Source organism: Candidatus Merdisoma sp. JLR.KK006, assembly GCF_036941035.1.
Taxonomy (GTDB): Bacteria; Bacillota; Clostridia; order Lachnospirales; family Lachnospiraceae; genus Laedolimicola.
On sequence record NZ_JAYMNS010000036.1, the window covers coordinates 17,813 to 38,319 of the forward strand.

18 protein-coding genes, 1 tRNA gene and 1 riboswitch are annotated in these 20,507 nt (G+C 47.5%); of the genes, 4 read left to right on the top strand and 15 right to left on the bottom strand.

Going from position 1 to position 20,507, the window contains the following annotated elements; genetic code table 11:
- Positions 1 to 101 precede the first annotated feature (101 nt).
- The 7 genes from VSQ61_RS19790 to VSQ61_RS19820 form a co-directional block, all read right to left on the bottom strand.
- Positions 102 to 2,687 (bottom strand): hybrid sensor histidine kinase/response regulator, encoded by a 2,586-nt coding sequence (locus VSQ61_RS19790; RefSeq protein WP_334346090.1) that lies wholly within the window; start codon positions 2,685 to 2,687, stop codon positions 102 to 104.
- Positions 2,688 to 2,845: 158 nt separating this feature from the next.
- Positions 2,846 to 3,958: an ABC transporter ATP-binding protein gene (locus VSQ61_RS19795; protein WP_334346091.1), complete on the bottom strand. Its 1,113-nt coding sequence runs from the start codon at positions 3,956 to 3,958 to the stop codon at positions 2,846 to 2,848.
- A 5-nt stretch (positions 3,959 to 3,963) separates the two neighbouring features.
- Entirely contained in the window at positions 3,964 to 4,977 is a 1,014-nt protein-coding gene (locus tag VSQ61_RS19800; RefSeq protein WP_334346092.1) for a FecCD family ABC transporter permease, read from the bottom strand.
- Between the two features lie 3 nt (positions 4,978 to 4,980).
- Positions 4,981 to 6,126, bottom strand: coding sequence for an ABC transporter substrate-binding protein (locus tag VSQ61_RS19805; protein ID WP_334346093.1), 1,146 nt, complete (start codon positions 6,124 to 6,126; stop codon positions 4,981 to 4,983).
- 16 nt (positions 6,127 to 6,142) lie between these two features.
- Positions 6,143 to 6,706, bottom strand: a complete 564-nt coding sequence (locus VSQ61_RS19810; RefSeq protein WP_334346094.1) for a hypothetical protein — start codon at positions 6,704 to 6,706, stop codon at positions 6,143 to 6,145.
- A gap of 108 nt (positions 6,707 to 6,814) precedes the next feature.
- Positions 6,815 to 7,384 carry a hypothetical protein gene (locus VSQ61_RS19815; RefSeq protein ID WP_334346095.1) on the bottom strand — a complete coding sequence of 190 codons (570 nt, stop codon included), beginning with the start codon at positions 7,382 to 7,384 and terminating at the stop codon, positions 6,815 to 6,817.
- Between the two features lie 57 nt (positions 7,385 to 7,441).
- Entirely contained in the window at positions 7,442 to 8,674 is a 1,233-nt protein-coding gene (locus VSQ61_RS19820; protein WP_334346096.1) for a sirohydrochlorin cobaltochelatase, read from the bottom strand.
- 187 nt (positions 8,675 to 8,861) lie between these two features.
- Positions 8,862 to 9,053: riboswitch (cobalamin riboswitch) on the bottom strand.
- Positions 9,054 to 9,203: 150 nt separating this feature from the next.
- On the opposite strand from VSQ61_RS19820, the gene cobI reads away from it, so the two are divergent.
- The 3 genes from cobI to VSQ61_RS19835 are packed head-to-tail and all read left to right on the top strand — an operon-like array spanning position 9,204 to position 11,486.
- Positions 9,204 to 9,902: a precorrin-2 C(20)-methyltransferase gene (cobI, locus tag VSQ61_RS19825; RefSeq protein WP_334346097.1), complete on the top strand. Its 699-nt coding sequence runs from the start codon at positions 9,204 to 9,206 to the stop codon at positions 9,900 to 9,902.
- Entirely contained in the window at positions 9,895 to 10,731 is an 837-nt protein-coding gene (locus tag VSQ61_RS19830) for an ABC transporter ATP-binding protein (RefSeq protein ID WP_334346098.1), read from the top strand. The genes cobI and VSQ61_RS19830 overlap by 8 nt, the downstream gene beginning before the upstream one ends.
- Positions 10,732 to 10,754: 23 nt before the next feature.
- Complete coding sequence (locus VSQ61_RS19835) at positions 10,755 to 11,486, top strand: ABC transporter permease (protein WP_334346099.1); 732 nt, start codon at positions 10,755 to 10,757, stop codon at positions 11,484 to 11,486.
- A 163-nt stretch (positions 11,487 to 11,649) separates the two neighbouring features.
- Here the strand turns inward: VSQ61_RS19835 and VSQ61_RS19840 are convergent, their stop codons facing one another.
- From VSQ61_RS19840 to VSQ61_RS19870, 7 genes are all read right to left on the bottom strand, one after another.
- Positions 11,650 to 11,883: a polya polymerase gene (locus VSQ61_RS19840; RefSeq protein WP_334346101.1), complete on the bottom strand. Its 234-nt coding sequence runs from the start codon at positions 11,881 to 11,883 to the stop codon at positions 11,650 to 11,652.
- Positions 11,884 to 11,977: 94 nt separating this feature from the next.
- Positions 11,978 to 12,811: a CvfB family protein gene (locus VSQ61_RS19845; RefSeq protein WP_334346102.1), complete on the bottom strand. Its 834-nt coding sequence runs from the start codon at positions 12,809 to 12,811 to the stop codon at positions 11,978 to 11,980.
- 110 nt (positions 12,812 to 12,921) lie between these two features.
- A complete protein-coding gene (locus VSQ61_RS19850; RefSeq protein WP_334346103.1) occupies positions 12,922 to 13,623 on the bottom strand; it encodes an acyl-[acyl-carrier-protein] thioesterase in 702 nt (233 codons plus the stop codon).
- 202 nt (positions 13,624 to 13,825) lie between these two features.
- Positions 13,826 to 14,404 (bottom strand): P-loop NTPase family protein, encoded by a 579-nt coding sequence (locus VSQ61_RS19855; protein WP_334346104.1) that lies wholly within the window; start codon positions 14,402 to 14,404, stop codon positions 13,826 to 13,828.
- Positions 14,370 to 14,717 carry an AAA family ATPase gene (locus tag VSQ61_RS19860; RefSeq protein WP_334346105.1) on the bottom strand — a complete coding sequence of 116 codons (348 nt, stop codon included), beginning with the start codon at positions 14,715 to 14,717 and terminating at the stop codon, positions 14,370 to 14,372. The genes VSQ61_RS19855 and VSQ61_RS19860 overlap by 35 nt, the downstream gene beginning before the upstream one ends.
- A 320-nt stretch (positions 14,718 to 15,037) precedes the next feature.
- Positions 15,038 to 15,109, bottom strand: a tRNA-Gln gene (locus tag VSQ61_RS19865).
- Positions 15,110 to 15,275: 166 nt separating this feature from the next.
- Entirely contained in the window at positions 15,276 to 16,454 is a 1,179-nt protein-coding gene (locus VSQ61_RS19870; protein ID WP_334346107.1) for a cation diffusion facilitator family transporter, read from the bottom strand.
- A 206-nt stretch (positions 16,455 to 16,660) separates the two neighbouring features.
- On the opposite strand from VSQ61_RS19870, the gene VSQ61_RS19875 reads away from it, so the two are divergent.
- The gene (locus VSQ61_RS19875; RefSeq protein WP_334346108.1) at positions 16,661 to 18,115 is read left to right on the top strand and encodes a nicotinate phosphoribosyltransferase; all 1,455 of its coding nucleotides are present in this window, start codon (positions 16,661 to 16,663) and stop codon (positions 18,113 to 18,115) included.
- A gap of 250 nt (positions 18,116 to 18,365) precedes the next feature.
- Here VSQ61_RS19875 and asnB read toward each other — a convergent pair whose 3' ends face one another.
- Positions 18,366 to 20,213: an asparagine synthase (glutamine-hydrolyzing) gene (gene asnB / locus VSQ61_RS19880; RefSeq protein ID WP_334346109.1), complete on the bottom strand. Its 1,848-nt coding sequence runs from the start codon at positions 20,211 to 20,213 to the stop codon at positions 18,366 to 18,368.
- Positions 20,214 to 20,507 lie beyond the last annotated feature (294 nt).

The window sequence follows — 20,507 nt, forward strand, 5'->3', positions numbered from 1 at the left end:
GCTCATAAAAGTTCGGAAGCGGCCACGGCAATTAATTGACTTGCCGCAGCCGCTATTTCTACCAAGTTTTTCTAATGGTGCCCTCCATATCCTCTTCCGGATCAATGGCCTATTGTCCGGCCGAATTTCAGGCGGCCCATAACTTGAAACATCTTCTTCATGTCTACGGGTTTCGCCAGATGCTCATTCATTCCGGCATCCTTCGCCAGTGCAATATCTTCTTCAAATGCGTTCGCCGACAGTGCAATGATAGGCACAAGCTTCGCATCCGCCCGATCCAGACCTCGAATCACACGGGTTGCCTCATATCCGCTCATAACCGGCATCATCAAATCCATAAGCACACAGTCAAAGGTTCCCGGAGCAGATGCCGCAAATGCATCCACCGCCGCTTTTCCGTCATTTGCCGTCACAACCTCTGCCCCTGCCTCTTTCAGCATAAACTCCACAATTTCACAGTTGATCTCATTATCCTCTACCAGAAGCACACGCATCCCAGCAACATTCCCTGCATCATTCCCGGACGGTTCTCTCCATGCCTCGTCAATCTGAATGGGCAGCATAATCCGGAACTCGCTTCCCTCGCCGACCCGGCTATCTACCTCAATGCTCCCTTCCATCTGGTCTACGATCTTTTTCACGGTGGACATGCCAAGCCCAATACCGTTATAGTTGGTTCTTGCACCCTGATCCTCCTGAGTAAAGGGCTCAAAAATATGCTTTTTAAAGTCCTCGCCAATGCCGATTCCGGTATCTTTTATCACAAAGAGGAAGCTTGCCCTCCCGTTTTGGTGTGCATTCTCCCTTATCCGGACAGACACGGAGCCATGAGACCGATTGTATTTGATGGCATTGTCAATCGTATTAAGAAGAATCTGCTTTACATGCAGCGGATTCCCAATCAGTCTCCCATGCTGCAACTCAACATCCAGCGTCAGCCGGATTCCCCTTTCCTCCGCCTGCGGAGACAGGATTGTGACGCTGTTTTCCACCAGTTCCCAAAGATCAAAAGGCTCCTCTGCCTCCGTCCGGCTTCCGCTTTCCAACTTGCTGATCTGAAGAACGTCATTTACCAGGGACAGAAGATGTTCTGTTGATACACGGATTTTCTTCCTGCAGTCTCTCTGCATCTCCGGATCCTGCTGTCTTTTCTCCATGATAGACAGCATTCCCAGAATCCCATTGATAGGCGTGCGGAGATCGTGGGACATATGGGAAAGAAATTCGCTCTTTGCGGAATTTGCCCGCCGGACCTTCTCAAGCAGCTCCATAATGGCCTGTTCCTGCTTCTTCCTTGTCACCATAATCTCCGTGATATCCTGATGATAGCCATTCAGACTGCTGCCCGGTTTTTTAAATGTTTTGTCGGGCACGCCGCCGCAGCGGACATAAATTTTCCCAAGCTCGGGATGGTTCCAGGGGTAAATCACTTCGGAACGGCCGGTTTCCAATATTTCCCGCACCGACTCCTGTACCATGACCACATAATCCGGTTCAATATGTTCAAACCAGTGCCGATAGCAATCCTCTGGCCCGATCTCATCCGAAACGCCCAAAAGACTACGCATGGTCCGGTCCGTATACATTCTTGGCTGACAGCCCTCCTCCAGTTCAATCGTCCAGATACCGGTTCTGGCTCCCTCCAGAATGTCCTCCAGACTCTGCCTCGCCTCCAGTTTGTCTTTCTCTTCCTGTTCCACTACGGCGTTAATGTCCCGCTGAGCAAATATGGCACAGTTTTCTTCCTCCGTCTTTTCCGTGGCGGAAAAATGAATCTCCAGGTATTTCAGTCCGCAGGTGCTGTCTTTCTCCTGATACCGGATGGAAAATTTCTTCTTTTCCTTAAGCTTCGCCAGTACATAGTCTTTTTTTGTCATGGCCCGAAAGCGTTCCTGATCCCGGGGGATCACATACTGAGATATGTACTGCTCCATAGCTGTCTGATAACCGCCCTCAAAACAAGCAGCCCAATCCATGCTCAACCGTTCACTGTTCCGATAGGTCTCACATTCGCCCGTATCAAAGTTTACCTGATAGATGCCCAGGTAATCCACACTCAGGGCATGGAGAACCTTATAGCTCCTCTTTTGAAGCTCACGGACCAAATCACGCCGCTTCAGAGAGGATACAATAAAATATGCCGCAGTCTGAAGCATATTGGATGCATATTCCAACGATTTTACGGGCGGGTTGTCCACGCCGTAAAAGCCGATAACCTTTTCTCCGTTATAAAGCGGAACCACCACAAGGGAATGAATGTGCTGACGCTTCAGATTTTCATACTGAAGAGGCTCCGTCTTCCGAATATCCTCTATACTCTTGATAACGATATGCCTGCCGATGCTAAAGTTCCGATACCAGCTTGCACATACCTCCGGGGGAACATTTTGAAGATTATCCTTTTCCGGCTCCACTCCTTCGGCCGCCCACTCATAAGTATTGTCATCTCCGCCGGACTCGTTCTGCTCAAAAATATAGGTACGCTCCCCGTTCAACGCTTTTCCCAGGTACCCTAACAGCACTTCAAGGGACTGGTCCGGCGTTCCCTCCAGCAACGCAACACGAAGGCCCTCATTGATTACAGCCTCCAGATTCTGAACGCTTTGCATACCGCTGTGCTGCTCACGGTCCCCGACACCCGGCATACCTTCACCCGCCGTCCCCAAAAGCTCCCTTACATTATCCATATACCCGCCCTCCACATAGACCGTCAGCCACCCTTACTGCATCCGCAAATTCAAGTGCAAAGAAGCTTTTCCCGCTTCGTCACAAACGACCACAGGTCTTGTGTCATCATACCATATGACCCCGGGCACGTCAATATAGAGCATAATCCGCAAATCGCCTAATCATACTGTCTTTCAAGTTTCCCATTCTTCCCGGCATATCCGGCAATCTCCCGCAGCTCCTCTTTCCATTCCCCCGTCTCCTCCAAATCCAGCGTACAAATCACCCTTTTACAGCCGTCAATCAACGCTTTCGCCCTCTCCACTTTCTCCGGCCCAATCCTGCAAAAAGCTCTCTCAAGCACCACCTCCGAAGCAAGGGCCTTTGCCGGGGGACAATCCAAATCATTCTCCCACAAAATCCCCGCCGCAAAAGGCGTTCCCTCCCTCTGCAGTCTTCGAAAAACCGATGCCCCGGTTCCATTTCCGGCAATGACAAAAACCTCCGGCTCCTTTTTTACAGGTTCAAGTTCCAGATTCCCTGTCTTCTCATCATAGCTTCCGGCTGTCATCTCATACAGCCCGGCAATATATCCCGGCGTAAACACCTCCCCCGGTGTCCCGAACCGATCCACCTTATCCCCTTTCACGCACACGACCTTATCAGAGATACGTTCCGCCAGTTCAAGCTCGTGAAGAGACATAATTACCGACAGATGCCGGCTCCTTGACATTCCCTGAAGAATGGAGAGAAACTCCAGCTTATAACGAATATCAAGAAAGGAAGTAGGTTCATCCAGCACAATGAGATCCGGTTCCTGGCAGATGGCCCGGGCCAGCATCACACGCTGCTTCTGTCCGTCACTGGTTCTGGCAAAATCCCGGTCCACAAGCTCCTCAATATGAACCAGCTCCATGGATTCCCGCACAATCCGCCTGTCCTCCTCCGAGAGAACCCCAAACTTTCCGGTATAGGGATAGCGGCCCGTAGCCACCACATCCTCACAGGTCATCAGTTCCGGACGCACTCGTTCCGTGAGAACCACCGAAAGCTTTTTCGAAAGCTCTTTCCCTGAAAGTCCCTGGATCTCCTTTCCGTCCAGATGCACCATTCCCCCCAGGGGGGCAAGTTGTCGGATAATACTCTTTAATATAGTAGTTTTTCCTGCACCGTTCGGCCCAATCAGGGTAAGGATTTCCCCCTTTTTCAACCGAATCTCAATATTTTTAATAAGCGGAACACCCTGATAGCCTACGGTCAGGCCCTCCGTATAAAAATAGAATTCTTCCATATGCCTTACTCCGCTTTCTCTTTCTTTCGATGAACCATAACAAAGATTACAATCGGTGCTCCAAAAACCGCCGTTACCGTACTGATACTAAGCTCCGTGGGGACAAATAAGGTTCGGGCCAAAAGGTCACACAGCAGGCAGAACACCGCACCTCCCAGAAAGCAGCCCGGAATCATCAAAATAGGCTTTGCAGTACGAAACAGGCTTTTTACCAAATGGGGAACCGCAATTCCCACAAAGGAAACCGGCCCGGCAAATGCGGTCACACAGGCCGAAAGCACACTGGACAAAATCACCAGCAGGGAGCGAAACACCTGAATATTCACCCCCATATTTTTTGCGTAGGATTCCCCCATCTGATAAGCACTGATGGGCTTAGACATAAAAAACACCAGGACGGAAGCCAGAAAGGTCACCACAGACATAAGGGCAACATTTTCCCAGCTGATTCCGGAAAAGCTTCCTTTCGACCAGTTATGCAGGTTCACAATATTGGAATCATCCGCAAAGGTCACAATAAAGTCCGTCACCGCCGAGCAGATATATCCAATCATAACTCCACTCACAATCAGCATGGACATCCGATCCATCATGCGTGACATGAGAAGAACAAAGCCCATGGAGATCATCGCTCCCACAAATGCGGCAGCAATCATCACCATGGAGCTGATATGAATGGCCCGTCCCAGAGCAAATACCATCACCAGGGCAACAACAAGCTTTGCTCCGGAGGAGATGCCAAGGATAAAAGGACCCGCTATGGGATTATGGAAAAAGGTCTGCAAAAGATAGCCGGACAGGGCAAGCCCTCCCCCCAGAACAGCCGCAGCCAAAGCCCGTGGAAAGCGTATCTCCATAATAATATCCGTAAATGTCCCGTCCGCTTCTCCTCCCAAAAGGATGTGCAGAACCTCTTTTAGGGGCACTGATACACTTCCCGCACACAAATTCAGTGCCAGAAAGAAAAGCAACAAAATTCCTAATATAAAAAATGACAACACATATCGTCTCTTCTTCATCACTTACTCCAACCGATACAGATAAGTCATATCATCCTCACCCGTAAGCATTTTGTGCATATCGGAAATAATGGTTCCAAGCTCCATAGAGGACTGATAGAGATTTTTTGTAGTACAGTAGACATTTCCCTGCTGCACTGCCTGAAATCGCTCCAACAAATTGCTTTTTTCCAGCAAATCTTCTATGGAGGATAACTCCTCTGTGGTGGTACTGTTATAAATAATATAATCCGCATCCTGGGCCGCCGCATAGAATTCCTCCATCTGCATCGTCACATTGGAGGAAGCCGTATCCTCTTCCTCTCCCAGATGTTCAAACACATAGCTGCCCCCGGCCATCTCAATCATTTTTGGCAGATAATCCGAAGAGCGACGCACATTGACCTCCCCATTGGCAGTAATATAGAAGAAAGCCACCCTGCTTCCTGTCTTTTCTCCCTGATCCACAGTCTCAAACGCCTTTACTTCCTCCTCAAAAGCAGCTTCAGCTTCTTCCTCTTTCTCTGTCAGTACTCCGTACAGCCTGACCCACTCCGTTCTTCCAAGAGGATTACTCTCATAGCTGGAATAGTCCACCAGCACAGGGACTTTCAGCTTCTCCAACTGCTCCTTGACCTCCGGCGTATGATAAATCATGGTATTTTCTACTGCAAGTCCGCAGCCCTTTGACACGATCTGCTCATAATCGGGGGCCGCATAACTGCCCGCATGGAGAATATCTCCTCGCTCCATAGCGGCTCTCGCTTCCTCAATATACCAGGAATCCGCCTTTAAGCCGGAAAATCCAACCCTGTCAAGAGCATCCAGGGACACGAACATATCCATAACCGCAGAAGCCACCAGATAGATATTTTCAACAGGCTGCTGCAGCACAATAATATCTCCGCTTAAGTCCGACGGCACTTTCATTTCCTCCGGAACCACCAGATAACGTGCATCCTCGGCAATGGTCAACAGCTTATAGCCGCCTTCATAATAATCCACTCCAAATTCACTGGCATAGCGAAGCTCCATACTGCTCTCCCAGGTAAGCTCCCGGCTGATATCCTTGTTATTTTTTGTGCTTTCTTCCTTTTGCCCGTTCTTGCAGGAGGTCAGGGAAAGTAACAGCACGCCGACAAGACCAATTGCAGTCAGCTTTTTTATCATCTGCACATACACCCTTTCAGCTTCTAAGCATTCTTCTTCTCTTACTGATAAAGGAAACAACGACGCATATAAAAATAATAAATATCACCATATAGACGACTCTCTGGGCTGCCGCCTGGGGTGTCTGTTGTTTTGACATAACGCCCTCCAGGTCAAAGGTCAGCTGATATGTAATCTCATGGGGCGTGCTCATGGCTGTAGTATCTGCAATTACCTCCACTGGTTCATTGAAAACTGTAATGGGAATCTCAAAGGTGGAATAGCCCTCCTCATAAAGGGGAAAATACTTTTTTCCCTCCACAAGCATGTAATCGTAGTGGGTACTGCTCCACTCAATCCGGGCATAAGCATGTCCGTCCAAAACCGTCAGACCTGCCGGGGAGGACACCGTAGTTCTTCCCGTTCCGCCTGTCAGCTCCACTTCTATGGCATATTCTCCATCCTCCATGTCAATAAGTGCCGCCTCCGGCTCTCCTGCTTCTGCACCGTAAGCCGCCAATCCAGGAAAAGCAAGACATCCTCCCAGGAGAATTGTAAAAACTGATACTTTAAGCATCCGAAACAGTTTTCCTTTTTTCATAATGATTTCTCCAATCATACATATAAATCTAAGGCTGCCGCAAGAAAAAGCTCTTGGCCTTTGCGGCAGCCCCCGAATGTTTATCATCCAAAGTCAGATATGCAGCCCCTATTCCATTCTTTGGGGATTCGAGACACTGACCTTATGATCGTACCAGGTTCCCTTTGTTCCAATCAGTGCCAGATCAAATTCTACATCTATCCCGGGAACCGGAATATCGAATCCATAGACCTCTTCTGTTATGCCGTCACTGTAGGTAACGGAATCTGTCGTCGGCTCAAGAACCCTGGCCCCCTCCTTACCGGCATCTTCCGCCACACCGGGAAAAAGATTCACAATATTTTTAGAAGCCAGGGATACATGTATCACCATCTCCCCATTCTCTACGGTAAGAGTTCCCTTTCCGTCGTGGGCCTCGCATACATGAAACATGCTGCTGTCCGTATCAAATTCCGCCGTATAAGTACCATCTTTCAAAACGACTGCAGGTGCAGCCTTTTCTTCCTCTTCTTTCTGGTCCTCTGAATCTTGTTCATTCCCAAGGTCCGCCTCCGGCTCGGATGCTTCCATCGTCTCCTGTTCCTGATCTTCCTCTGCATTTTTCAAAGAGGTGCAGCCCGTTAAAAGTGTCCCTATCACAAGGGCCGTGCTCACTAACATGATGATTTTTCTTTTCATTTTCTTTTTCCTTACTTTCACTGTTCAATGAATGCAAATACTGGCTGAACAGATAATTTACTTCATAGCTGCTGCGGTATGTGCAATATACAGATCCTGAATCGCCGGAATCTGGCCAAGTCCTGCAATCTGTGTATCTACACTGTCAAACTTACCGGATGCCGTAAACATGCTCTTCCAGGAATCATCATCGTCTCCGGCCATATCATTGTTGGCATGATCACCCGCCACTACCATCAGGGGACGGAGAATCACTTTCTTGTAGCCGGCCTCTGCCACTGCCTCAATCACGGCTTCGCAGGCCGTTTCCTCCGGCTCTCCCTCAACAGTTCCGATAAATACATTCTCATAGCCAAGCTCTTTCATCTGTGTCTGCATCTGGCTGTAGGAAACCTTAGCCGTGTGGGAGGTTCCGTGTCCCAGGAATACAAATGCCGCACCGTCCTCCTTTGCCCCATCCAGGCTGTCATAACCAGCCGTCTTCACGGCTTCTTCCGTAACTGCTTCTGCTACGGCTTTCTTGTCTGCATTGATAACTGTTGCGTCCGATCCAACGTCTCCCAGCAGGGGGTCCGCAATCTTTACGGATTCAAACTTGTCCTCATAGGCCCCAACGGACTCCATCAGCTCGTCATACTCCGCACCACGCATCAGGTGCGTGGGCTGAATCACAAGATTCTTTACCCCATTTGCCACCGCACGCTCCAGAGCCTGATCCATATTGTCAATAAACTCATTATCCCTTGCCTGCACATGATTGATAATAATCTGAGCCGTAAATGCTCTCCTTACGGACCAGTCAGGATTTGCCGCAGCCAGGGCATCCTCAATCCCCTTAATGTCCGCCACACGGCTGTCATTAAAGGATGTACCGAAGCTGACTACCAAAAGCTCGTTCTCGCCAATCTCATCCTGGTTAAGTGGATCGTCCTTGGAAGCATCTCCCGTGTCTCTTCCAAAGTAATCCGGATCCGCTTCTTTACCCTCCACTAACTCTTTCTGAGCATCCGTCAATGCATCCCAGGCAGCCTTTGCCGCTGCACACTGTGCATCCGTCTCGTCCGTTCTCTTCTGAACATAGATTGCATCAATCAAACCTGCAACTTCATCTGCTTTTTCCTGATCGGAAGCTTCCTCTCCCGGTGCTTCCGTCTCCTCAGGTGTCTCCTCCGGCGTTTCTGCTTCCTCTGCCGGTGCAGGTGCTGCCGGCTCCGCTTCCTTGCCGCATCCGCTTAAGCAAAAAACAAGCACCATAAGTGCTGCCAGCAAAAGTGACATGTTTCTTCTCATATTGTTCCTCCTTCTTTGGAACGTCGCAGGCCGTTCTGGTTAAATGTAAAAATGCCCTCCTTGTTCGGGAAAGGCATCGGTAAGAGGACGCAATGATGTTGTATGTTTTTCTGACATCTGCGACCAGTTACTCGTGGCCTCGGGGCCGGTGTATCCATTCATCTAACTATATGGTTCACCGAGATTTCTCCCGAATTTTCCGCAGGCAGGTCTCCTGACTTGTAGATCCTCACAACAATGCCGCCTTCCCAATCTCTCAGTGGCTTATATGGCATCCCACTCCCTACTTACAGTGACGAGTTCGCACAGGACTTTCACCTGTTTCCCTTTTCACCACGCCGCATCCGGACGGCGTGACACCTGCAGCCCGCTTCCTGCGAAGCTACGAACGTAATATAGCACATTCCCTGACAAAAAGCAATATGCATTGTGCGTAATAACAAAAATCTAGTTGAAAAAAATTTCTATCCCCCGTATAATAAATCTCATGCATTTACAAAAGAACTGAAATAAGATTAGGAGAACGCTTATGACTGGAATCTTATATGGTGCGGGCGTTGGCCCTGGTGATCCGGAGCTTATGACTCTAAAGGCCGTACGTCTCATCCGTGAAAATGAAGTGATCGCTCTTCCGGGACCTGATGCCAGAGAAACGGTAGCCTACCAGATTGCCGTTCAGGCCCTACCGGAATTGGCGGAAAAAAACCTCCTTTCCGTGGACATGCCCATGACCCACGACAAGGAGGAGATGAACCGAAATCACCAAAAGGCGGCCGATATCATTGAAGCTTATCTGAAAGAGGGAAAAAATGTGGTTTTCCTTACATTGGGAGATCCCACCATTTACTCTACTTACCTCTATGTGCAGAAGCATATTCTAAATCGGGGCTATCATACAGAGCTGGTCAGCGGAATTACTTCTTTCTGTGCTGCCGCAGCACGGACAGGTACGTCTCTGGTTGAGTGGGATGAGCAGCTGCATATCCTGCCCGCCGTTCACAAGCTGAACAGCGACCTATCCCTCCCCGGCAACTATGTTTTGATGAAATCCGGGCGGAAGATGCAGCAGGTCAAGGAGATTCTAAAGTCCAGCGGCCGGGATGTGGTTATGGTGGAAAACTGCGGCATGGCAAATGAACATATCTACCGCAGCACAGATGAGATCCCCGATGATGCCGGATACTATTCTCTCATCATTGCAAAGGAGCTAAAAGGCAGGCATGATTGAGCTTCAAAATCTCACAAAAAAATTTGAGCATTTTACTGCTGTGGATTCCATCAATCTTCGAATTGAGACAGGTGAATTTTTTGGTCTGTTGGGACCCAACGGTGCCGGAAAGACAACTACGATCGGTATGTTGTCCACGTTACTGCTTCCCACTTCTGGTGAGATTCGAATTGACGGCGAGCTCTTAACCAGAAAGCGGCAGGATCTCAAGAAAAAGGTCAGTGTCATCACCCAAGAGTATTCCATGCGGCAGGATATGGATATGGAGGAAATCATGGAGTACCAGGGGCGGCTTTACTTTATGCCTGTGAAGCAGATAAGAGCACGTACAAAGGAGCTTTTTGCCTTTGCAGGTCTTACGGAGCACCGCAGGAAAACCATCCGCAAGCTATCCGGCGGCATGAAACGTAAGCTGATGGTCTGCCGGGCTCTCCTTACGGAGCCGGAGATTCTTCTTTTAGACGAGCCTACCGCCGGTATGGATGCCATCTCCCGGCGGCAGATGTGGGGGCTGCTGCGGCAGTTAAATGAGCAGGGATTAACTATCCTTTTGACCACCCACTACATCGAGGAAGCTCAGTCTCTCTGTAGCCGTGTAGCCCTGATGAACGGCGGAAAGCTGAATGAGATTGACACACCGGCCCATTTGATTGAAAATCTGGGGGCTTATGCCATTGACGAGACACTGCCGGAGGGATTGCACAGCCGTTACTTTCATGAGCGTTCCGAAGCCATCGCCTGTTTAAGCAGCCTTACCAGTCAATGCACGCTTCGGGATACTACGCTGGAGGATGTATTTGTGGAGCAGGTTGGAAAACGTCTGTCATAAAAATCTGTTAGATGGAGTATCTTATGGGAATTATCACGATTTTATGGGAAAAATGGAGGGAATTTCTGCGGGACTTTTCCCGCATCACCTTGGCGGCTCTGGTCGCCCCATTGATGTATCTGATTGTATTTGGCTGGGGAATCCGGACTACCATGAACGGAATGCCCTATCTCAATTTTTTGATACCCGGCGTGGTATCTTTAACCACTATGAACGGCAGCTTCAATGCCATCGCTCAAAATCTGAATGTGCAGCGGCTCTATGAAAAAGCCTTTGATCAGGTAATTATCTCCCCCACCCCTCTGTGGCAGTTTATCGCCGGACAGATTCTGGCCGGGGCTCTTCGAGGACTTTATGCGGGAGGTATTATCCTTTTTCTTGTATGGCCTATCGAAACCGGACTTGTATTTAACGGAATCTCCATTTTGATTCTCTTTTTAAACGGTGCAGTCTTTTCCGCCCTTGGCATTGTAGTCTCTTTCCTGGCCCGCAGCCATGCGGATGTACCCCGGTTTTCCAATTACTTTATTATGCCTATGGCTTACCTGTGCAACACCTTTTTTTCCACGGATCGCATTCCTCACGGAGCCCGGGAAATGATTGCTGCCCTGCCCCTTTCCCAGACCAGCCGCATGGTCCGGGGCATTGCCACAAAAGAGCCTGTAAACCTACTGGGCATTCTGATTCTGCTTGCTTATCTTGTTGTACTTACGGGAATTGGACTTTCCTTTGTGTATAAGAAAAAGAATCTGTAGAAGTCTGAGCAGTGCAAAAATAAAAGATGACAAAGTTGTCAGACTACATTTTTATAGGGTGAAGCCCGACTTTCGGAAAATCGGCGGTTTTCCGAATGGCACTCACTGCCAAAATTATAAAACGCAGCAACCGTTCCTTACAGGAACCATTACTGCGTTTTATTTAACCATTGATCATGAATGAAACTAATTTGTCGATATCTTCCTTCTCGTATGCGATAATCTCAAGCTCCGGAATCTCACCGTTGGAAAAGATGTTCGCCATAGATACATACTGAGAAAGTTTGGACTTCAGGTTCAGTCTGTCGCCTTCGCCTGTTACCAGCTCTACCTTACCCTGGCAGCTGTCTACTACTTCGAAGAACTTATCGATGTTTGAAATGTTTTGAACTTTCATCTTTTTTCACTCCTTTCTTCTTCATCATTATAACTGCTCAAAGGCAGTTTGGAAAGCATTTTTTTCCTTTTTTTATAAATTTGTTAAATTTCCATCATTTTCGCAGGATGCGTTTCTCGGTTATCTCTATTTTGCCATCTTTTAGGAGCCGTCCCACTGCTCTTTTAAATGCATTTTTACTAAGGTGCAATTCACGCTCTATGATTTCCGGCGAAACCTTGTCATTAAAAGGGAGGACTCCGTCATACTCGTCCAATACCTGGAGAACATATTCCGCATCCCGATCCATCTGCAGGTAAGCTTTTTCCTGTATGCTCAGGTTCAGCTTTCCGTCTTCCTTTACGGCCGTTACACGAGCCTCTATCTTGTCCCCAATGGCCGCATTTCCATGAAACTCTTTTCTTGGAATCAGACCGGAGTAACGATTGTCTACAGCTACAAAAGCGCCAAATTCCCGGCTTATCTCATAAATGGTTCCGGTTACCCGATCCTCTGCCTCATAGGGAGAATCGGTCTTTAAATATTTGTATACATTCATGGTGGCACAGAGACGACTGCTCTTGTCCTCATACAGGGCAATCAGCACTTCCTCTCCTGCCTTTACTCTTCTGGTCTGTTCTCTGAAAGGAAGCAATAGCTCCTTTTCCAATCCCCAATCCAGAAAAGCTCCGATTTTTGTAACCTCCGTTACCTTAAGTACCGCAATTCCTCCAAGCTGTACCTTGGGCTCATGTGTGGTGGAAATCAGGCGGTCCCTGGAATCCCTGTAGACAAATACTTCCAGCCGCTCTCCCGGCTTTGCCTGTTCAGGCACTTGCTTTTTCGGAAGCAGAACCCGTTCCTCCACACCCTCTTTTTCAGCCAGATACACGCCGAATTCAACTTTTTTTACAATGATCAGCTCCTGCTTTTTTCCCAATAAAATCATGTGCCTTTGTCCTCCAATTTTATCGCCATAAATCAAACAGCTATACCCGTATCCGGTCTCACAGGTTCTTTCCAGTATATCTGTTCCCAAACCATTTTCAACCTTTTCAATTACGAAAGCTCTACCACAGCGTACGGTCGCCCCAGTTCATCGCAGAGAGCCGTCATATAGCGGTTGTCTTCCTTTTGCACTACCGGATAAATCATGTCACCCAGAACGGCCGACTTCTTGTACTCTGCACGCATCTGCCGAATGGGGAAGTCCTCCGGAATATATTCCCGAGCCATCTGGATATACTGGCCGTTATTGACGTGATGGTTGGTATCCAGGTGGTGCTTCTGTACGGCGAAAGGCTCCTTCCTCTCCCCATCCTTTGGCATGGGCACCTTTCTGGAAGCATAGTTCATGTCCAGCTTTTCCTCCAGCACGTATACCTTCTCGATATTCTCCGGCACCCGTATCGGACGGCCTGTATCCGTATCCAGGAAACTCCAGAGGGTATTGGCATAGGCCAGCATCTTCCCTTTCTGATCTTTCATTACAAAATTCCGGCAGCCGCAGAAGCCCTGGAAATGGTAGGGCCAGGTAGCGATTGTGATCTCCTCGCATAGTTCCGGATAGCGCTCCACCACGATCTGCCATGAGGAAAGCACCCAGACACGATGCAGCTTTTCCAGTACCCCCACTCCCACCTTTAGTTCCTCGGACTGGAAGGTGCTGCAGTCTTGAAAATAATTGATAATTCCGTTTAAAGAAAGCTTTTTGTCTTCGCCCACCTCACTGTAACGGACTTTGCTGTTGAATGAATACATCTTATTTCTCACCTCTGAGTGGTATTGTAGCATAATTTTTGATAATTATCCAGTCAAACGGGCATCGGCATGTCCGTTCCTCCAATCAGAACCTATTTCCCACAAAAATCAAAGCTGTATTTCCGAATCTTCTTCTCCGGAATTCCTTTGGACATGAGCATGGTTTCGTACTTTTTCTCCTCTATCTGCCTTAATGCCGCCTTCACGGTATCCGTAAGCCCTTCACCATAGTACGGAACATCCGGTTCACCTCACGGTTTGTCAGGCACAGCTCATAGTTCGGAATATCTTTATCCTCAGCCTCCCAAAAATCCTCATGCCGGATCACTCTCAGATATCCGCCGGCCAGCAGCAGGCTCCAGATCCCATCCTCGTTTTCATTCAATTTCCCGTACACAATCTGCTCATCTATCGGCGTTACAATGGACTTTCCGGAAATCAGTTCTTCAAATTCTTTCTTAATATCCGCACTCCCCTCCCGGACGAGCTTTCCCACCAGGCTGTTAGAACTTGAATTTGTCCAGTAAGCTCCTGCTTTTTTCGTATCCAGATAATTCAAAATAGACCATTGATTGTAGATATCTGTATAACTGCCAAAAGTAAAGCCGTCATACCAGCTTTTTACCTCCTGCTCGCTGTCAGACAGCCCAAATTCACCCAATGCCCCAAAAACTTCTTCCTCTGTAAATCCAAAGCAATCCGCATATTCATCTGAAGTAGCAGTAACAACCTTGAGATTGTTTAAATCAGAAAAAACAGATTGCCTTCCGGGCCTGGTCAAAGGTAATCTGTTTTACGTCCGCAAAGCTCAGCGCAATCACCGGATACATTCCCTGTAATTCTCTGAATTTCTCCTCTTTCCATATAGACAGACCTTCAAACAGATCGCCTCGTCCTGCGTAATCCACGGAAAAAAACTGCTCCGTCATATTCATATTCAAGGTTTTCCCAAATCGTCTCGGACGTGTAATCAGCGTAACTTCATCCTGGGCTTCCCACCACTCTCGTATAAAATCCGTTTTATCCACATAAAAACAATTATTTTGTCTTATTTTCTCAAAGCTTTGAAGTCCGATTCCTACCATTCTCGCCATATTCACACCTCCTGCTATATGATACCTATTCCTGTCTGCTCTTCGTTTTATAGTATAACACATGCTGATATTTCCAACAATATTGCCATTTTTATTTCTTTATGCAGTTGTATACCTCACAGCAGGCTGAACGCCTGTCAAAAAAGAGCGCAGTAAGAATCTCTTTTTCTTACTGCGCTTCTTCAGGTTTCGATTGTTTTACCGCTTCCGACTTTTATAAGTAATTGTTCATAACTTTTCGCAATATATTAATATCATTTTAAAGGAGCATCTCAAAAGACAGTCAAAAACCCGGCGGATTCCTCCACTGGGTCTTAAAGCAGGGCTACAAGGATTCGAACCTTGAAATGACGGAGTCAGAGTCCGTTGCCTTACCGTTTGGCGATAGCCCTTTGTTTTTCAGTGAATATTACTATAACACATCTTTTTCTAAAATGCAAGTACTTTTTTGCAACTTTTTCATAAAATTTTTCATGGGAATTTCCCCTTTTCTATTTGGAAATTATTCACTATTCTTTTTAATGATTCATTCGCTGTCTTTCAGACTTTTAGGCCCGTTCATCCTTCGGCCACATATCCTTTTTCTATGGTCATCACGCACTGATACCTGGAATCTAAAATACTCACTCGTTCCATAATATCCAGTTGAAGCTGTGTAAGCTCCTCCTCCCGGTAAGCAAAAGGGACTACCACATCAAATATCAGATTGATCTGCTGCTCCCCGTCCACCATGCGGAAATCATGCAGGGTCAGCCGGTCATCCAGCTCTTTCAGCACAGCCGTCACCTTTGACCGCACAGCTGCTATCCGGTCGTCCCTCACCTCTACCGGATCCATATGAATCACCAGAAAAATCCCAAGCTTTTTTGCCGCCTCACGCTCAATCCTGTCAATAATTTCATGTGAAATCTCGATGCTTACGTCATTGGGCACCTCCGCATGAATAGAAGCCAGGCTTCTCGTGGGTCCGTAATTGTGCACAATAAGGTCATGGCTGCCCAAAATTCCCTCATAGCCCTCCACGAATTCCGTAACCTGCCGGTAAAGCTCCGGGTCCACGGCCTTGCCGATGAGCGGCTCTAAAGTATCCTTGGCAATGCCCACGCCGGCCCACATCACCACAAGGGACACCAGAGCCCCCACAATACCATCAATATTGATTCCCGTAAAACGGCAGAATAAAAGGGACAGAACCGCAGCGGAGGTGGTGACCACATCTCCCATAGCGTCCGTGGCCGTAGCCATCATTACAGTGGAATGTATCCGCCTACCCAGTTTTCGATTAAAATATGCCATCCAAAGCTTTACTCCAATGGATATCAAAAGGACCAGAACGGATATTGTGCTAAAAGACAACTCCTCCGGCTCCCATATCTTGCCTACGGCAGTTTTCAGAAAGTTTAATCCAACCTCAATTACCAAAAAGGATACAATCAGGGCTGCTATATATTCGATCCGTCCATGACCAAAAGGATGATCCTTATCTGCAGGCTTACTTGCCATCTTCACACCTACAAAGCCTACCACTGATGAGGCTGCATCTGACAGGTTATTGAAAGCATCCGCCTGAACGGAAACACTGTGGAGTACCAGTCCCACCATAAACTTTCCCGTAAACAGCAGAATGTTGCAGATAATCCCCACCGTGCTGGCCATAACTCCGTATTCGGTGCGCACCCGGGCATTCTCTACATTTTGGTAATCCTTTACAAATTTATGCACTAAAAAATCAACCATTATCTGTTACCTCATTTCGCATTCTAACTATTGTAATATATTTTTTTGAAAAAGGGAAGAGTGGCTTGTCATTTTCCTTTGAATGTGCTATTGTTAAACTATTCACAGTCATTGTCCGTCATGTGACAAGACAGCTATTAAAATCCACGCAATAAGCTGATGGGAAATCATACTTGCTGCGCAAAAACAAGGAGTGGAAAATTACTATGAGTACGATGAAACTGACTCTGCTCACGGATCTTTATGAGCTTACTATGATGCAGGGCTACTTTAAAAATCATTCCAATGAAACGGTTGTTTTCGATGCCTTTTACCGGAAAAACCCTTCTGGAAATGGTTTCGCAATTGCTGCAGGTTTGGATCAGGTGATTGATTATATTAAGAATCTGACCTTTGATCAAAAGGATATTGATTATCTGAGAAGCCTTAAGCTTTTTGATGAGGATTTTCTGGAGTATTTGAGTAAGTTTCGGTTTTCCGGAGATATTTATGGGATTCCGGAGGGTACGGTGGTATTTCCGAGGGAGCCTCTTGTGAAGGTGATTGCACCTATTATGGAGGCTCAGCTGGTGGAGACAGCTATTCTTACGATTGTCAATCATCAAAGTCTTATTGCCACCAAGACGGCCCGTGTGGTTCATGCGGCTAAAGGAGATGGCATTATGGAATTTGGCCTACGCCGGGCACAGGGACCGGATGCCGGGATTTACGGAGCCCGGGCTGCTATGATTGGCGGGTGCATCGGTACTTCGAACGTATTGGCCGGGCAGCTTTTTGATGTTCCGGTGAAAGGGACCCATGCTCATAGCTGGATTATGAGCTTTCCGGATGAGTATACGGCTTTTAAGAAGTATTCGGAGCTTTATCCGGATGCGTGTATTTTGCTTGCGGATACTTATGATACGCTAAAATCAGGGGTTCCCAATGCTATCCGGGTGTTTACGGAGATGCGTGAAGCCGGGATTCCTTTGACCTTTTATGGAATCCGGCTGGACAGCGGAGATCTGGCTTATATGTCCAAGAAGGCGCGGAAGATGCTGGATGAGGCCGGTTTCCCGGATGCGGTTATTTCGGCTTCCAGTGATTTGGATGAATACCTAATTACGAGCCTTAAGGGACAGAATGCGGCTATTACTTCCTGGGGTGTGGGAACGAATATGATTACTTCAGCGGATTGTCCGGCTTTTGGAGGTGTGTATAAGCTGGCGGCTGTGATGGATGAAGAAGGGGAATTTATTCCTAAGATTAAGCTTTCGGAGAATTCAGAGAAGATTACGAATCCGGGGAATAAGACTGTTTTTCGGATTTATGATAATGAGACGGGAAAGATTCGGGCGGATTTGATTTCCCTTGCGGATGAGACGTTTGATGTTTCGCAGGATCTTTTGATTTTTGATTCGGTTGAGACCTGGAAGAAGACGAAGCTGAAAGGCGGGACTTATCATATGCGTGAGCTTTTGGTGCCGGTGTTCCAAAAGGGGGAGTGTGTGTATGCTTCGCCTAGTGTGATGGAGATTCGGGATTATTGTGCTCGGGAGCAGGATACCCTTTGGGATGAGACTCGGAGGTTGACGAATCCTCATGAGGTTTATGTGGATCTTTCGGATAAGCTGTTTCGGATTAAGGCTGGGTTGCTTGATCAGATGAATCAAGAGGGATGATTAGACGAACGGGAGAGACGCAGAGGAAGGCCGCAGGCTTTTCCATATCCTAGCAATAAGGAATCCTCCCACCTTGTGGGTCCCTCCCTGGTTTTGGGATGTGTTTCGGTGGATGTTTTGTTAGTTTAGCCGTTATTTACTGGGTTGCGTATTGGAGAACTGTTTTAATTTTAATATGTTTTGTGTTTCTTTTTTATACCCTCTCTTGACAATGATTTACATGCCTTTGTTAAGAGAGGGTAAAGTCTGTTTATGATTCGCTGAAATAGATGCCGTACCAGATGCAGAAAGTGTATATGGTCCAGAGCTTTCGGCTGTTGTCTTTGTGTTTAGCAAGATGTTCTTCTAAGAGTTGGGTTAGTTTTTCCTGGCGGAAGTACTGTTTTGCCGCTGGGCTTGAGAATGCCTGGCGCATACGGTTTTGGCCTTCTTCAGAGCATATCCAGTGGCGGATTGGGACTGGGAAGCCCAGCTTTGGGCGTTCGCTGGTGTTGGCGTCCAGTTTGAAGGCGGCTGCTTTTCGCAGGATGTATTTTGTTACCCGGCCTCTTTGCTTCATATTGGCAGGCAAATGGCGGGATACCTCGAATACCTCCCGATCCAGGAAAGGAACTCGTACTTCCAGGGAATTGGCCATGCTCATGCGGTCGGCTTTCTGGAGGATGTCGCCCGGCAACCAGTGGCGTAAGTCTATTTCCTGCATTCTGTCTGCATCTCTTAAGTCTGCGGTTCTGTCATAGTCTTCTTCCAGGAAGCTTTGGGGGCTTCTGGCTCCTGTGTAGTTTTTAAGCAGTTCTCTGCGCTCTTCCATGGAGAAGATGTTGGCGTTTCCGATAAAGCGTTCTTCTAAGGATTTACTTCCTCGAATCAGAAAGTTTTTTCCCTTTAGGTTTGGAAAATGCTCTGCCAGACGTGCAAGCTTTATACGCAGCCCTTTGGGGAGCATCTGGTAACGGCGCAGGGCTTCCGGCTCACAGTAAATGCGGTATCCGCCAAAAAGCTCGTCGGCTCCCTCTCCGGATACTACTACCTTTACATCTTTTGCCGCTTCCATGGAGAGAAAATACAGGGCTACTGCAGAGGCATCTCCCAGAGGCTCATCCATGTAGTAAAGTACTTCCGGAACGGCCTCCCAGAATTCCTGCTCCCGGATTCTTCTGCCTCTGTGTTCCAGGCTGCATTGGTCTGCTGTCTCTTTGGCATATTGGATCTCGTTGTATTTGCTTTTCTCCTGGCCAAAACCTACTGTATAAGCTCTTTTTCCGCCAAACTCTGAGGCTATCAGACCGGAGTCTACACCCCCGGACAGAAACGTGCCGATCTCTACATCTGCTATTTCGTGGGCCTTTACGGAATTCTTGATTACCTCATCTACTGCTGACAGCCATTCCTTGCCGGTTTTTCCCTCTTCCGGCTTCAGGGTCGGTTCGAAGTATTTCTGAATTTCCAGGATGATGCTTCCGCTTCTCCAGCGGAGAAAGCTTCCCGGCTCTAAGCGGTAGATTCCCTTAAAAAATGTTTCCTCCAGAGCCGAATACTGGAATGAGAGAAACTGCTCCAGGGCCTGTTCGTTTAGTTCTTTTTTGTATTCCGGGTATTTGAGTATGCTTTTTATCTCTGATGCAAATACGAGGCTTTCTCCTACTACCGTGTAGTAAAGGGGCTTAATTCCAAAGTAGTCTCTGGCTGCAAAAAGCTCTTTTTTCTCTTCATCCCAGATAACAAAAGCAAACATTCCCCGCAGACGGTTCAGCATGTCTCCGCCCCATTCTTCATAGCCATGAATCAGGACTTCGGTGTCGGAATGGGTTGCGAAAATGTGTCCTGCCTGCAGAAGTTCTTCTCGAAGTTGTTGGTAATTATAGATTTCGCCGTTGAAAACCAGTACTTTGTCGCCGTTTTCATTTTTCATGGGTTGGGCACCGGATTCCAGATCTATGATGCTTAGACGACGAAAGCCTAATGCTGCGTTTTCACTTAGCCAGCTTCCTCCGTCGTCGGGTCCACGGTGACGGATGGTGTCTTTCATTTCTTCTATTATATTTTCTCTATCCCAATTTCCTTTTTTATTCCCCACAAATCCACAAATGCCGCACATAATGATAACCTCCTCACTTGAAACTTTTGAACAATCCCGGAATTTTGCTGTGTATGGGAGTGTTCCTTTTGGTTACCATAATCTTAGCATTGCCTTATTTCGACAAATTTTCTGACTTGTAACAAAGTTGTATACGGATGTTAATATTGTTGCACAAATCTTAACATCTGCTTAAGTTTCCTTTGTTTTTAATCTGGGGGGCTTTATAACTTTACCCCGCCATGCAAGCTTGAAACTGCATTCGCAGTTCCAAGCTTTACGGGCTTCGCCCTATAAAAAGAATCAGGCAAGGCG